Source organism: Streptomyces sp. PT12 (assembly GCF_003311645.1).
Classification (GTDB): Bacteria; Actinomycetota; Actinomycetes; order Streptomycetales; family Streptomycetaceae; genus Streptomyces.
Genome location: NZ_QEST01000096.1, coordinates 193,053 through 206,033 on the forward strand (window position 1 = coordinate 193,053; position 12,981 = coordinate 206,033).

Genomic DNA, 12,981 nt, shown 5'->3' on the forward strand with positions numbered 1-12,981 from the left:
CTCACTTCCGTCCCGGTGCAGCGTGGCGGCCCGGGCCGTTATTCCGCGTCGTCCGCGCGTTCCGCGGGTGCCGCGGGGTCCGGTGCCGCGTCCGTCCGCTGCACATCCTGCCCTGGATGGGCGGCGGATGGGTAATCGGGAGGAGGGGGTGGAGAGGGAGACGGATGGGGCGGCCATGGCGCCCCCCACTCGCTGTCCCGAGCGGCCCTGTACTCCTGGCCTCGGCGCTTGGAGACCGTCGTGCGGCGCAGCGCGCCCTCGGGCGTGCACAGGTCGAGCAGCACCTGGCCCTTGCGCAGCAGCGGCCTGCGCACGATGCGCCCTGGGGCGGGAGAGGCGCCGGTGCCCGGTGTGGCGGCCGCCACATACGTGAACTTCTCGTCCTCGTACGGCAGGACGCCGCCCTTGACGCGGCGGTGCAGCGAGGAGCGGCTGACGCGGGCGGCGAAGTGGCACCAGTCGGCGCCCACCTCGATGGGGCACTCGGCGCCGTGCGGGCAGGGCGCGAGGACGCGCAGCCCGGCGGCCAGGAGGCGGTCGCGCGCGTCCCTGATGCGCCGGTACCCCTCGGGGGTGCCGGGCTCCACGAGCACGACGGCCCCGGTGCCCGCCCACTCCCCCGCCGCGCCCTGGGCCGCGCCCTGGGCCGAGCGCGTCACGGCCGCCGCGGCGGCGTCCACCACGGCGTCGCGGGCGGGCTCGGGCAGCTCGCCCAGCACATAGGAGACGGTGACCAGGTCGGCGCCCGGCAGCTCCGGCGCCGCGCCGGGGGCGCCGAGCTGGCCCTGGCGCCACTCGACCGGGACGGCCAGGCCGCCCGCCGCGGCCAGCTCGCGGCCCAGGTCGAGCGCGGGCCCGGCCCGGTCGACGACGACGGTGCGGCCCTCGCGCCCCGGCCACACCTCGGCCGCGGCCCATGGCGCGGCGCCGGTGCCGCCGCCCACGTCGAGATGGGCGGCGGGCGCCCAGCCCGGCAGGCGGGCGGCCAGCTCGCGCAGCGCCGCGGTGACCGCCTCGCATGTCGCGGGCATGCGGTAGGCGGCGTAGGCGACCGCGTCCGCGCGGTCCCGCAGGACCGGCGCGGCGGTGAACGGGCCGCCGCGCCCGGGGCGTTCGGCCCCTTCGGAACGCTCGCGGTAGCCCGCCATCAGCCGCTCGACCGCACCGGCCGCCTGGCGTGGCGGCAGGCCGTCGAGCAGCTGGTCGAGCGCGGCGCGCAGGGTCGTGGATGCGCTGGTCACCGGGACAGGATAGGGCGGCCCGCCCGGCGCCAGGGGCGGCACAGGGTCACAAAGCAGACGGCCGCGAGCAGCACGGACGTCAGCTGGACCACGGCCATCGGCAGCGCCGTTTCCTCGCCCGCGATGCCGACGAGCGGCGAGGCGATGGCGCCGACGAAGAACGCGGACGCGCCCAGCAGCGCGGAGGCGGAGCCCGCGGCGTGCGGAGTGCGTTCAAGGCCCTCGGAGTTGGCGTTGGGCAGCACCAGCGGCATCGAGCCCATCAGCAGGAACAGGCCGACGGAGATGGGGATCAGCCCGGGTTCGCCCAGCACGCCGCTGGTCATGACGAGCAGCGCGAGCGCGGACAGGGTCACCCCGGCCAGGCCGATGGCCATGATGTGGTGGGTGGGGAGGCGGCCGACGAGCACGTTGCCGTTGATCTGGCTGACGCCCACCAGGCCGATGGAGTTGACCATGAACAGCATGCTGAACGTCTGCGGCGAGGCGCCGTAGATCTCCTGGATCACAAAGGGCGAGGCCGCCACATAAGCGAACAGCGCGGCGAACGTCAGGCTGCCGACCAGGAGATGGCCCGTGAAGACCCGGTCCTTGAACAGCCCGCCCATGTCGCGCAGCGCCGAGCGCACGCCGCCCGCGTGGCGCTGCTCCCTCGGCAGCGTCTCGGGCAGCCAGCGGGCGACGACCAGCGTCAGCACGACCCCGGCGGCGGCCAGCACGACGAAGATGCCGCGCCAGTCGGTGAACCGCATCAGCTGGCCGCCCAACACCGGCGACAGGATGGGCGCCGCGCCCGAGATCAGCATCAGGGTGGAGAAGAAGCGGGCCATGGCCACGCCGTCGAACAGGTCGCGCACGATGGCCCGGGAGATCACGACCCCGGCCGAGCCCGCGAGGCCCTGGATGAAGCGGAACGCGGTCAGCGACTCGACCGTGGGCGCGAGCGCGCACGCGACCGAGGCGAGGACATAGCAGCCCATGCCGATCAACAGCGGTCGGCGGCGGCCGAGTTGGTCGCTCATCGGGCCGACGATCAGCTGGCCTAGACCAAGGCCGAGCAGGCACGCGGTGAGCGTGAGCTGCACGGTGGCCGCGCCGGTGCCGAGTGAGTCGCCCACCTCGGGGAGGGCGGGCAGGTACATGTCCATCGACAGCGGGGGCACCGCGGAGAGAGCGCCGAGGATCAACGTCAGCAGCACCCCGGCGCGTTGGCGGCGCGTGAGCTGGGCGGCGGTGGCCCCCGCCGCGTCGCGGCGGGGGCCGGGTATCGGAAGGGCGTCGGGGGTGGAGTCGGGGGCGGCCATGCTGGATGGGCCGGGCAGGTTCATGCACCTCTCCGTGACGTACTGGGGATCGGCCCAATCATCCCACGACCACCCCCTCGGGCCCCACCCCGTTAAGCGCCTCCGATGCCCCCGCCGGGGGCCCCGCCGTGGGGCGCGGCCCGGTGAGCCGGGCCTGGTCGGCGGGTCGCGCGAAGCCGTGGCCGCCGCTGGCGATCGACGTGGTGACCAACCCCACACCGAGGCGGCGGGTGCCGGGGGCGGGCCCGCTCGCGCTCGTCCGCTGAACACGCCCCCCGCACGCGAGCCGGGCCGCGCGCGGGGGCGCATCGTCATGCCGTCGGGGTCGTGGGCGTCCCTTCATCAGCGATGATCGCGTGGACGATGGAGTCGCGCCACGCGCCGCGCACGTGCACGTGGTGGCGGATCCTGCCCTCTTCGACGAGTCCGGCGCGGTCGAGTACGCGGCGCGAGGCTTCGTTCTCGGGTGACCGTGCGGCCCAGATCCGGTGCAGTCCCAGGGAGTCGAACCCCAACGTCAGGAGCCCTCCGATGGCGTCGAGGTCGTCGGGCGCTACTCGTTCACGGGCCTCGGCACCTGCGCGCATGGCCGCGTTCATCCCATCGGCGTCACCGAGTACAGCAGCCGCACGGGCGTGAAGGCTGGCGAGCCAGACGCGAACCGTTCCGGCCGTCTCCGGTGCGGCGGCGGCGCCGCTCTGTGCGTAGTGGCCAGCGTCCTGGGGGCGCCCCGCCCAGTAGGAGATGAGGCTCTGGAGCCCTCGCACCCATCCTCGTGCGGGGGCGTGGTCGGCCTGGGCGGTGGCGTTCTCGGTGGCGGCGCTGTGCCGCTTCTGGTGGATCAGGTCGCGCGGGGGCGTTCCGTCATGTCTGGCGTCAGTCGAGGGGGCGTGCGTCGTGCGCGGCGGCGATCGCGTTGATCCGCTCGGCCAAGTCGAAGTCCGCAGCGGTCAGCCGATGGCCCGCGTCGTGTGTCGTGATCGCGAACCGCACGGAGTCCCAACGCAGATCGATGTCCGCATCCCTCACTGACCCGTTGGCGATCCACCGGGTACCCGGCGGGCGCCTGTCCCGCGGGGGACGGAATAACGCGCCGGGCGGCGGCCGTTGACCCGGCATGGCCACAGGGGACACCACGCGGGTGCTGCGCTACGCGGCGTTCACGGACGACCCCGCGGGGGGCAACCCCGCGGGGGTCGTGCTCGACGCGCGAGGGCTCGACGAGGCCGACATGGCGCGGATCGCCGCCGACGTGGGGTACTCGGAGACCGCCTTCCTGGTGCCGCGCGGCGGCGGCGCGTTCGGCGTGCGGTACTTCAGCCCCGTGGCCGAGGTGCCCTTCTGCGGCCACGCGACGATTGCCGCCGCGGTAGCGCTGGGTGAACGAGCGGGCGGATCCGGGGAGTTGCTGTTCGATACGCCTGCGGGGCGCGTTCCGGTGAGCGTGGAGGCGGCCGAGGGGGCGACGCGGGCGACGCTGACCAGCGTGGCGCCCCACCAGGAGCCGGTCGACCCGGCCGACCTCGCCGAGGCGCTGGCCGCGCTCGGCTGGTCCCCCGGCGACCTCGACCCCGCCCTGCCGACGGTGATCGCGTTCGCGGGCGCCCGCCACCTGATCGTGCCCGCCGCCACCCGCGCGCGCCTCGCGGACCTGGACTACGACGGGCCAGGGCTGACCGCGTTGATGCTGCGCCTCGACCTCACGACGCTCCAACTGGTGTGGCGGGAGCGCGCGGACGTCTTCCATGTGCGCGACCCGTTCCCGGTGGGTGGTGTCGTCGAGGACCCCGCGACGGGAGCCGCGGCCGCCGCGCTCGGCGGCGCGCTGCGCGCGGCGGGCCTCGTCCCCGACGAGGCCGTGCTCACGCTGCACCAGGGCCACGACATGGGCCGCCCCTCGACGCTCACCGTCCGGCTGCGCGCGGGCGACCCGCGCGTCCTGGTCTCGGGCACGGCCGTCCCCCTCACCTGACGCGCGAGGGGGCCAGGTCCGCGCCAGGGGCTCATTCGAGCCGCGTGACGGGGTGGTGCGTCCCGGCCTCGATGTCCTGCGCGGTCAGGTGGAGCAGCTGGTGGGACAGCTCCGACAGCGCACGCGCCACCGCCAGCTCCCGCCCGATGCCCGGCTTCTGCGGGTCGTCGGGGTTGGCGCGCGCGGTGCCCTCCGCCACGAGCACCGTGTCGGGCCGGTCCTCAAGGCGCGCCTCGGCCCGGGTGAGGCGGCCGCCTGAGTCGATGGCCACCCGGACATTCCAGGTCTCAGTGGTCATGCGTCCATCGTCACCCCGGCGTTCGCGGCCCGCACTCCGACCGTTCGCGCCCGCGCGGAGCACCGCGCGGAGCACCACGCCGAACGCCGCGCGGAGGACCACGCGAAGCGCCCGGGCGGCGGGGCGTATCGCTGTCCGGGACAATGGACCCCCGCGAAGGGAATGTCGAGTCGCGACGAAAGGGAGCCATGGCACCGGAGGGACGGTCGTCGGAGCCGTGGGCGCGGGCGTTGCGCCGCACGCCCGTGGCGATGTGGCGGGACGACATCGACCACTGGGCGGCGGCGCTCACGTACTACTCGGTGCTCGCGGTCTTCCCCACCCTGATGGTGGCGGTGTCCGTCGCCGGTCTCGCCGATCCGCGGGCCGCGCACCAGCTGATCGCCGAGGTCACGTCGCTGCTCCCGGCCGGTTCGGGGGCCGAGGTGCGGTCGGTGCTCGGCCAGCCGCGGGACGAGCGTTCCACCGCGTGGCTGGTCATCGCGGTGGGCTCGGCGAGCGCCTGGCTGTCCGCGTACAACTACCTGAGCGTCTTCCGCAGGGTGCTGCACGGGATGCACGGCGTGGAGGACCACAGGCCGCCGTGGAGCGCGGTGCCGCGCATGATGATGGCCTCGCTCGGGCTGCTCGGGCTGCTGGTCGGCAGCGCGACGGTGCTGATCCTGACGGGCGGCGCGGTCCGTTCGATCGGACGGCTGCTCGGCACGGGCGAGGCGGGAACGGCCGCGTGGAACGCCCTGAAGTGGCCCTTACTGCTGGTGCTGGTCACGGGGCTGGTGCTGGTGCTCTTCCGCACCGGGCCCGCGGGAACGCGCGCCCCGCACCGCGCCGTGCCGGGCGGGGCGCTCGCGGTGGGCCTGTGGCTGGTGGCCAGCGCGGGCTTCGCGCTGTACGCCTCCCATGTGCCCACGTACAACCGCCTCTACGGCTCGCTCGCCGGGATCATCGTCTTCCTGGTGTGGCTGTGGGTGTCCAACCTGGCGCTGTTGACCGGGGCTCAGTTCAACGCCGAGCTGTCCAGGCTGCGCAGGGCGGCGCCCCGCCTGGCCGCGCCCGGCGGCGGGCGGCCGAGGCCGCCCACCGGCAGCGCCGGAAGCAACGGGAGCGCCGAAGGGGTGGCTACTTCTTCTCGCCCACGCCCGGCTGCGCCTCGCTCGGCTGGACGATGACGAAGCCCTCGCCCTGGAGCACCAGCTGGAACACCTCGCCCGAGCCGCCGCGCAGCATCGACTTCAGGCTCTGGCTGCGGTTGATCGAGGTGGTGAGCCCGCTGGACCAGCCGACGACCGCGTCCGTGTCGACATAGACGGGCGCCTGGGAGGTGACGGGGATGATGATGGGCGCCCCGTCGCACACCAGGCCGATGCGGCCCTGCCCGGAGAACAGGCAGTTGAACAGCCCACCGCCCGTCATCCCCGCCCCGCTGACCATCTTGATCTCGTAGCTGAGGGAGGGGTCGAAGCACAGGACGTTGCGCCCGTTGATCGTGAGCATGTCCTGCTGCTCGAGGTCGATGAGGAAGCAGTTCTGCGCGTAGTGCGCGAACCACACCTCGCCCTGGCCGCGCACGGCCATGAGCGCCAGGCCCTCGCCGGTGACGGCGCGCTTGAGGAAGTTCCCCACGCCCTGGGACTTCACCTCGAACTGGAGATTCCCCCTGAAGGCGACCATGGCGCCCTGCCGGGCGTGGCATTCGCCGTTGACGACGTACTTGATCGCCTTCGAGTGCTGCAAAGACATCCCGGGGGCGGTGGGCGCCTGCGCCTGGTACTCGGACTTGAAAAGGTCACTTCGCACGCCGTCATATTAGGCGTCCGCCCGTTCGAATGCGGCGGAATCACGCGGAACCCCGCGTTCCGCTCAGCCTCGGGCGCTGGCGCCCCTCGTGGACGGCGCGGTCGCCGAGGTGGCGACCGGGGACGCGCTCGGGGCGCGGTGGCGGGGGAGGAACGACGCGATCACGAACGCCACCAGCGCCGCCGCCGAGCCGAGGACCATCACCACGCGGAAGCCGTCCCGCGAAGGCAACGCCACGCCGCCGAACGACGTCGTCATCTGTGCCAGGATCACCCCGGCCACCGCGCTGGAGACGGAGGTGCCGATGGCGCGCATCAGGGCGTTGAGGCTGTTGGCCGCGGCCGTCTCGGACGGCGGCACGGCCGCCATGATCAGGGACGGCATCGCCCCATACGCCAGGCCGATGCCCGCGCCGATGACGCTCGACGCGATCACGATCTGCCACAGCGAGGACATCATCACGATGCTCAGGGCATAGCCCGCCGCGACCACCAGGGCGCCCAGCATGAGGGTGGCCTTGGGGCCCCTGGTCCTGGAGATCGTCGCCGAGAGCGGCGCGGTCGCCAGCATCACCAGGCCCGTGGGCGCCATCACCAGGCCGACGGTCAGCATGCTCCGGCCCAGGCCATAGCCGGTGGCCTCGGGAAGTTGCAGCAGCTGCGGAAGGATCAGGGACATCCCGAACAGCGAGTAGCCGAACACGAGGGACGTCACATTGGTCAGCAGCACCTGGCGGCGCGCGCTGGTGCGCAGGTCCACCAGGGGGCCGGTCGTCCGCAGCTCCCACAGGCCCCACAGCCCCAGCGTGACCGCGGCGACGGCGAAGAGGCCGAGCGTCAGGCCGTCGTTCCAGCCCCAGTCGCCGCCCTTGGAGATCGCGAGCAGCAGGCTCGCGAGCGCCGTCGAGAGCCCGAGCGCGCCGATGACGTCAAACCGCCCGCCGCTGCGCACGGGCGACTCCGGCACCAGCCGGATCACCAGCGCGAACGCCAGCACGCCCAGCGCCGCCGACGCCCAGAACAGCGCGTGCCAGTCGGCGTTCTCGGCCAGGAGCGCCGCGGCGGGCAGCCCCAGGGCACCGCCGACGCCGAGTGACGCGCTCATGATCGCGGTGGCGGCGCCCAGGCGTTCCGCGGGCAGCTCGTCGCGCATGATGCTGATGCCCAGGGCAATCACGCCCGCCGACAGGCCCTGGAGCGTGCGCCCGACGATCATCGGCGTGAGGCTGTCGCTCAGGGCCGCGACCACCGAGCCAGCGACCAGCAGGACGAGGCTGACCAGCAGCATGCGCCGCTTGCCGTACATGTCGCCGAGCCGACCCACCACCGGGGTGGCGACGGCGCCCGCGAGGAGCGTCGCGGTGATCGCCCACGTCGCGTCGGAGGGCGACGCGTCGAGCAGCCGGGGCAGCTCGGGGATCAGCGGGATCACCAGGGTCTGCATGAGCGCGACCACGATCCCGGCGAACGCCAGGATCCCCACGACCGCGTTCGCGCGCGGCGCCGCCGCGGGGGCCGCGTGGTCGGTGGGGTGGGCAGGGGTGTCGTGCACGGGGGAGCCTCCGTCTTGACGCGGTACGCGACCTCATCGGATTTAAATCAATCGATTGACCGAGACTAACGGATCGTGTTGCCTGGTTTTCGCACGGCCCGTTTCGGCTGAGGGGCTGGGCCCACGGCGGGCCGCGAGGGCGGCGGGCCGCACGGGGTGGATGCGGTGCATGGAGTGCGTGGGTGCGTGGATGCATGGGTCGGATGGGCTTGCATGGGTCGGATGGGCTTGCATGGGTCGGATGGGCTTGCATGGGTCGAATGAGGTCGGTGAGCTCGGGTGAGGCTTGGACGAGGTGAGCGCGATGGCGGGCGGGACCATGGAGGGCAGGACGGCGCGGGCCGAACGGGTCGGCGCGACGCGGGAGTCGATCCTGAACGCCGCGGAGCGGCTGTTCGCGGAGCGCGGCCTATACGCCGTCTCCAACCGCCAGATCAGCGAGGCCGCGGGCCAGGGCAACACGGCGGCCGTCGGCTACCACTTCGGCACCAAGACCGATCTGGTGCGCGCGATCATCCGCAGGCACACCGGGCCGATCGAGGAGATCAGGGAGCGGATGCTGGCCGGGCTCGGGCCGTCGCCTGACCTCAGGGACTGGGTGTCCTGCCTGGTCAGGCCGTCCACCGAGCACCTCGCGGCGCTCGGCGGCCCCACGTGGTACGCGCGGTTCTGCGCCCAGGTGACCACGGATCCCACGCTCCGGGCCATGGTGATCGAGGAGTCCCTGGCGTCCCCCGCGCTGCGGCGGGTCCTCGACGGGACGTGGGAGTCGCTGCCCGAGCTGCCGGTGGAGGCGCGCCGGGAGCGCAAGGCCATGACGCGCGACCTCATCGTGCTCTCATGCGCCGAGCGCGAACGGGCGCTCGCGCGGCGCGAATCCACGGACAGGGCGTCGTGGCACGAGGCGGCGACGGGTCTGGTCGACGCGCTGGTGGGGTTGTGGCTCGCGCCCGTGACCGCGCCTACCGCGCCTTCCGCGCCTTCCGCCACCGGGACTCCTGCTCATAGTCGTACGCGTACCCGAGAAGCCGCCCGTCGCTGTACGGCCTCCCCATGAACGACAGCGTCATCGGCAGCCCCTGCGACCCGAAGCCCATCGGGACCACGACGCCGGGGAAGCCGACCGAGCTGTACCCGGCGAACGTCGACGGCCTGGGGCGCGACGACGGCACATGGGTGGGGTCATCGACGCTGTAGACGGGGTTGCGGATCGGCGAGGCGAAGCTGCTCTCGTACGGGAACACCATCGCGTCAAGCCGGTGCCGGTCGAACATCGCCAGCTTCAGCCGCGTCGCCTCGGGGAGAACGCGCCGCGTCAGGTCGCGGTACTCGGGCGCGTCGGTCGACGTGGTCAGCGACGTCGTCAGCAGCTCGAGCACGCTGTCCTCGACCGGCAGCGGCGACGCGTTGACCTCCGTCTCGTAGATGTGGACGAACTCCTCGATAGTTTTGGGCACTTCGGGGCCCAGCGTGGCCAGGTAGCCCTCCCAGTCCTCCCTGAAGCGGTAGTCGGCGATGTCCCTGATGTTCGCGCCGCCGCCCGTGATGTAGAACTCGACGAACTCGGGGTCGAGCGTGATGTCGACCAGCCGCGCGCCCAGCGAGCGCAGCGTGTCGAGGGCGTCCTCGGCCAGCGCGTCGATCTCCGGGTCGCCGCCGAAGAAGTCGCGCACCACGCCGAGCCGGGCCCCGCGCAGCGAGCGCCTGCGCAGATAGCGGGTGAAGTCCAGGTCGCCGCGCGCCGCCTTGCGCCGCAGCGGGCCGGGGTGATCGCCGTATACCTCGACGCTCAGCGGATCCGCGGGGTCGAGGCCCGCGACGGCGCTGAACAGGAGCGCGGTGTCGGTGACCGTGCGCGCCATGGGCCCCGCGGTGTCGAACGTCAGGTTCTTGGGCGCGATGCCGTCGCGGCTGATGAGGCCCGTGGTGGGCCGCAGCCCGACGAGGCCGCAGAACGACGCGGGGCCGCGCACGGAGGTGCTGGTGTCGGTGCCGATGGCGAGCACGGCGAGGTTGGCGGCGATCGCCGCGCCCGAACCCGCGCTGGAGCCACCGGTGTTGCGCTTGGCGTTGTACGGGTTGACGACCTGCCCGTCGATGGTGTTGTAGCTGCCGCCCGCGAACTCCCCCATCGACGCCTTGCCCAGGATCAACGCGCCCTGCCGCCGCAGCGCGCGGGCGATGAAGGCGTCGTCGGGGGGCACCGAGTCCCTGAGGATCACCGAGCCGTTGCTCGTGGCCATGTCGTGGGTGTCGACGTTGTCCTTGAGCAGCACGGGGATCCCGTGCAGGGGGCCGCGCCGCCCGCGCCGTCGGCGTTCGCGGTCCAACTCCTCGGCGGCGCGGAGGGCTTGGGGGTTGACGGTGGTGATCGAGTTGAGGCGGTCGTCGCCGTCCTCGTGCGCGGCGATCCGCGCGAGATACATCTCGGTCAGCTCCACGCAGGTCAGCTCGCGGGCGTCGTAGGCCGCCGAGATGTCGGCGACCGTCGCCTCCTCGATGTCGAAACGCGGCCCCTGGCGACGCCGGGTCGGGGAGCCGCCCCGGGCGAAGGCCCCCGTCGCCGTTCCCGCGGTCAGGCCCACGGCCCCCGCCCCGGCGATGAAGCCGCGCCTTCCACATCCATTCATGTGCGGTGTCCTCTCCTGTGCCGACCAGGTCCTTCACCGATCAGGGACGCGTGCGGGCGCGTGGCAACAAAGCGAGAGAGAAGGGGAGTTCGAGGAAGGGGCGCCGAGAGGTCAGGCGCCGCGGCCCGGTAACTGCATGATGCGCCTTTCCATGGGCGGCTTCACCACCGGCTCACCACTGTGGCCCTCGCGCCCCGTGCGCACCACTCCGCGCGTGTTACGACTGGGGGGAATGTATGTTAAACACCTCACCGTGGACCCCGCCCCGGGGGTTCCGCGTTCTTAGGTATGCCTTACCTTAGTGCGCGTGACAGTGAACTCAGTGGCCGCCGATGCGGCGATGCGGGCCGAGGGCGTCCGGGCGGGCTACCGCGGCGCGGCCGTCGTGGACGACGCCTCGGTCCGGCTCGTCGCCGGGCGCGTGACCGCGCTCATCGGCCCCAACGGCAGTGGCAAATCGACGCTGTTGCGCACAATGGCGGCGCTCCACCCGGCGATGGCGGGGCGGATCGAGCTCGCGGGCGACGTGGCCGTGCGCGACCTCGCCCCCCGCGACCTGGCCCGGCGCGTCACCCTCCTGTCACAGGCCCGGCCCACCCCTGGCGGGGTGACCGTGCGCGAGGTCGTCGAGTACGGCCGCCATCCGCACCGCCCGCGCTGGGGCTCGGGTGACGCCGAGGGGCCCGAAGTGGTCGCGCGCGTCATGGAGATGACCGGTGTCACCGAGCTGGCGCTCCGCCCGGTCGACAGCCTCTCCGGCGGCCAGCTGCAACGCGTGTGGCTGGCCAGCTGCCTCGCCCAGGACACGCCCGTGCTGCTGCTCGACGAGCCGACGACGTTCCTCGACCTGCGCTACCAGGTCGAACTCCTGGACATCGTCCGCGACTTGGCCGACCGCGAGGGCATCGCCGTCGGCCTTGTCCTCCATGACCTCGACCAGGCCGCCGCGGTGGCCGACGAGGTCGTGCTGCTCGTCGAGGGGCGGGTCGCCGCCGCGGGGCCGCCCGCCGAGGTCATGACCGCGGAGCTGCTCAGCCCCGCGTACGGCATCGACGTCGACGTCCACCACGACCCCGCGTCGGGGCTCATCCACACCAGGGCCAGGGCCCGCCACCACGGCCGCCTCGGCGCCTGACCGCGCGCCGCGCCCCGCGGCCGCGCTCCCGCGTTCGCGCCAACCACCCACGAAGGAACCTCCGTTGAGACACACGACCGCCTCCGTCCTGTCCGCCGTCGCCCTCGCGGCGACGCTCGCCGCGTGCGGCACGACCGACGACCCCGCCGACGACGACGAGGCCCCCGAGTCGTCCGCCGAGCCCATCACCCTCACCGACGCGCGCGGCGAGGAGATCACCCTCGAAGGCCCGGCCGTCAACGTCGCGGGCACCGAGTGGAACGTCATCGAGTACCTGATCTCGCTCGGGGTCCAGCCCGTCGGCGTCTCCGACATCGAGGGCTTCGAGAAGTGGAACAACTCCGTCGAACTCTCCCCCGAGGCAACGGACATCGGCACCCGCGGCGAGCCCAGCCTCGACACGCTCGCCACGCTCGACCTCGACGCGGTCTTCGTCACCGACCAGCTCGTGGAGGGCGCGGTCGAGCAGATCGAGGAGAACACCCCCGTCATCGTCGTGCCGGGCGGCGACGCCGAGGACCCGATCGGCCAGATGTGGGACAACCTGGACCTGGTCGCCCAGGCCACCGGCACCGAGGACCGGGCCGCCGGGCTGCGCGAGCAGTTCGACGAGGCCGTGGCGGACGGCCGTTCCGCGCTCGCGGAGGCCGGGGCCGAGGGCTCGACCGTGGCGTTCAGCGACGCCTACCAGGCGGGCGAGACGATCACCATCCGCCCGTTCGGCGAGGGCTCGCTCATCGGCGGCGTGCTGGCCGAGTTGGGCTTCGTCAACGCGTGGGGCACCGTCGAAGGGCTGGAGTTCGACCCGGTCTACGGCCTGGGCGCCACCGATGTCGAAGGGCTTGCCCAGCTCCCCGACGACTCCGCGTTCTGGTACATCGGCGGGGCGGGCGAGACCGACCCGTTCGCCGAGACGCTCAGCGACAACTCCCTGTGGACCTCACTGCCGTTCTCCGCGGACGCGGTCCGACTGCCCGACTCCATCTGGATGTTCGGCGGCCCGGCCTCGATGATCCAGTTCGTCGACGCGGCCGTCGAGACCGCGAGCTGACA

At 73.1% G+C, this 12,981-nt stretch carries 12 protein-coding genes and 1 pseudogene; 5 read left to right on the forward strand and 8 right to left on the reverse strand.

Annotated features, from left to right (window positions below; genetic code table 11):
- Nucleotides 1–38: 38 nt before the first annotated feature.
- The 4 genes and pseudogenes from DEH69_RS11875 to DEH69_RS32635 form a co-directional block, all read right to left on the reverse strand.
- Nucleotides 39–1,241, reverse strand: coding sequence for a small ribosomal subunit Rsm22 family protein (locus DEH69_RS11875; RefSeq protein WP_258534610.1), 1,203 nt, complete (start codon nucleotides 1,239–1,241; stop codon nucleotides 39–41).
- The gene (locus DEH69_RS11880; RefSeq protein WP_113686888.1) at nucleotides 1,238–2,569 is read right to left on the reverse strand and encodes a Bcr/CflA family multidrug efflux MFS transporter; all 1,332 of its coding nucleotides are present in this window, start codon (nucleotides 2,567–2,569) and stop codon (nucleotides 1,238–1,240) included. The genes DEH69_RS11875 and DEH69_RS11880 overlap by 4 nt, the downstream gene beginning before the upstream one ends.
- Before the next feature lie 287 nt (nucleotides 2,570–2,856).
- A complete protein-coding gene (locus DEH69_RS31470) occupies nucleotides 2,857–3,312 on the reverse strand; it encodes a GNAT family N-acetyltransferase (protein ID WP_181727390.1) in 456 nt (151 codons plus the stop codon).
- 109 nt (nucleotides 3,313–3,421) lie between these two features.
- Nucleotides 3,422–3,565, reverse strand: a pseudogene (locus DEH69_RS32635) (4a-hydroxytetrahydrobiopterin dehydratase); the annotation flags it as partial.
- Between the two features lie 97 nt (nucleotides 3,566–3,662).
- On the opposite strand from DEH69_RS32635, the gene DEH69_RS11895 reads away from it, so the two are divergent.
- The gene (locus tag DEH69_RS11895; protein ID WP_113686890.1) at nucleotides 3,663–4,517 is read left to right on the forward strand and encodes a PhzF family phenazine biosynthesis protein; all 855 of its coding nucleotides are present in this window, start codon (nucleotides 3,663–3,665) and stop codon (nucleotides 4,515–4,517) included.
- 31 nt (nucleotides 4,518–4,548) lie between these two features.
- Here the strand turns inward: DEH69_RS11895 and DEH69_RS11900 are convergent, their stop codons facing one another.
- On the reverse strand, nucleotides 4,549–4,815 hold the full coding sequence (locus tag DEH69_RS11900) for a DUF1876 domain-containing protein (RefSeq protein ID WP_113686934.1): 267 nt from the start codon (nucleotides 4,813–4,815) through the stop codon (nucleotides 4,549–4,551).
- A 188-nt stretch (nucleotides 4,816–5,003) separates the two neighbouring features.
- On the opposite strand from DEH69_RS11900, the gene DEH69_RS11905 reads away from it, so the two are divergent.
- Entirely contained in the window at nucleotides 5,004–5,984 is a 981-nt protein-coding gene (locus DEH69_RS11905) for a YihY/virulence factor BrkB family protein (protein WP_181727391.1), read from the forward strand.
- Here the strand turns inward: DEH69_RS11905 and DEH69_RS11910 are convergent.
- Both DEH69_RS11910 and DEH69_RS11915 read right to left on the reverse strand, forming a co-directional pair.
- Nucleotides 5,935–6,612: an AIM24 family protein gene (locus DEH69_RS11910; protein WP_113686892.1), complete on the reverse strand. Its 678-nt coding sequence runs from the start codon at nucleotides 6,610–6,612 to the stop codon at nucleotides 5,935–5,937. The genes DEH69_RS11905 and DEH69_RS11910 overlap by 50 nt on opposite strands.
- 63 nt (nucleotides 6,613–6,675) lie before the next feature.
- Nucleotides 6,676–8,163 carry an MFS transporter gene (locus DEH69_RS11915; protein ID WP_113686893.1) on the reverse strand — a complete coding sequence of 496 codons (1,488 nt, stop codon included), beginning with the start codon at nucleotides 8,161–8,163 and terminating at the stop codon, nucleotides 6,676–6,678.
- 319 nt (nucleotides 8,164–8,482) lie between these two features.
- On the opposite strand from DEH69_RS11915, the gene DEH69_RS11920 reads away from it, so the two are divergent.
- Complete coding sequence (locus DEH69_RS11920) at nucleotides 8,483–9,220, forward strand: TetR/AcrR family transcriptional regulator (RefSeq protein WP_113686935.1); 738 nt, start codon at nucleotides 8,483–8,485, stop codon at nucleotides 9,218–9,220.
- On the opposite strand, the gene DEH69_RS11925 is transcribed toward DEH69_RS11920, so the two are convergent.
- Nucleotides 9,126–10,793, reverse strand: a complete 1,668-nt coding sequence (locus DEH69_RS11925; RefSeq protein WP_113686894.1) for an amidase family protein — start codon at nucleotides 10,791–10,793, stop codon at nucleotides 9,126–9,128. The genes DEH69_RS11920 and DEH69_RS11925 overlap by 95 nt on opposite strands.
- A gap of 340 nt (nucleotides 10,794–11,133) precedes the next feature.
- On the opposite strand from DEH69_RS11925, the gene DEH69_RS11930 reads away from it, so the two are divergent.
- Together DEH69_RS11930 and DEH69_RS11935 are read left to right on the forward strand one after the other, a co-directional pair.
- Nucleotides 11,134–11,928, forward strand: a complete 795-nt coding sequence (locus DEH69_RS11930; RefSeq protein WP_113686936.1) for an ABC transporter ATP-binding protein — start codon at nucleotides 11,134–11,136, stop codon at nucleotides 11,926–11,928.
- A 64-nt stretch (nucleotides 11,929–11,992) separates the two neighbouring features.
- Nucleotides 11,993–12,979 (forward strand): ABC transporter substrate-binding protein, encoded by a 987-nt coding sequence (locus DEH69_RS11935; protein ID WP_113686895.1) that lies wholly within the window; start codon nucleotides 11,993–11,995, stop codon nucleotides 12,977–12,979.
- The last annotated feature ends 2 nt before the right edge of the window (nucleotides 12,980–12,981 follow it).

What these genes read in the sequence shown, in the direction of transcription:
- DEH69_RS11880 (WP_113686888.1), bottom strand. Translation starts at nt 2,569, where the DNA reads ATGAACCTGCCCGGCCCATCCAGCATGGCCGCCCCCGACTCCACCCCC.
- DEH69_RS11895 (WP_113686890.1), top strand. Translation starts at nt 3,663, where the DNA reads ATGGCCACAGGGGACACCACGCGGGTGCTGCGCTACGCGGCGTTCACG.
- DEH69_RS11900 (WP_113686934.1), bottom strand. Translation starts at nt 4,815, where the DNA reads ATGACCACTGAGACCTGGAATGTCCGGGTGGCCATCGACTCAGGCGGC.
- DEH69_RS11905 (WP_181727391.1), top strand. Translation starts at nt 5,004, where the DNA reads ATGGCACCGGAGGGACGGTCGTCGGAGCCGTGGGCGCGGGCGTTGCGC.
- DEH69_RS11920 (WP_113686935.1), top strand. Translation starts at nt 8,483, where the DNA reads ATGGAGGGCAGGACGGCGCGGGCCGAACGGGTCGGCGCGACGCGGGAG.
- DEH69_RS11925 (WP_113686894.1), bottom strand. Translation starts at nt 10,793, where the DNA reads ATGAATGGATGTGGAAGGCGCGGCTTCATCGCCGGGGCGGGGGCCGTG.
- DEH69_RS11930 (WP_113686936.1), top strand. Translation starts at nt 11,134, where the DNA reads ATGCGGGCCGAGGGCGTCCGGGCGGGCTACCGCGGCGCGGCCGTCGTG.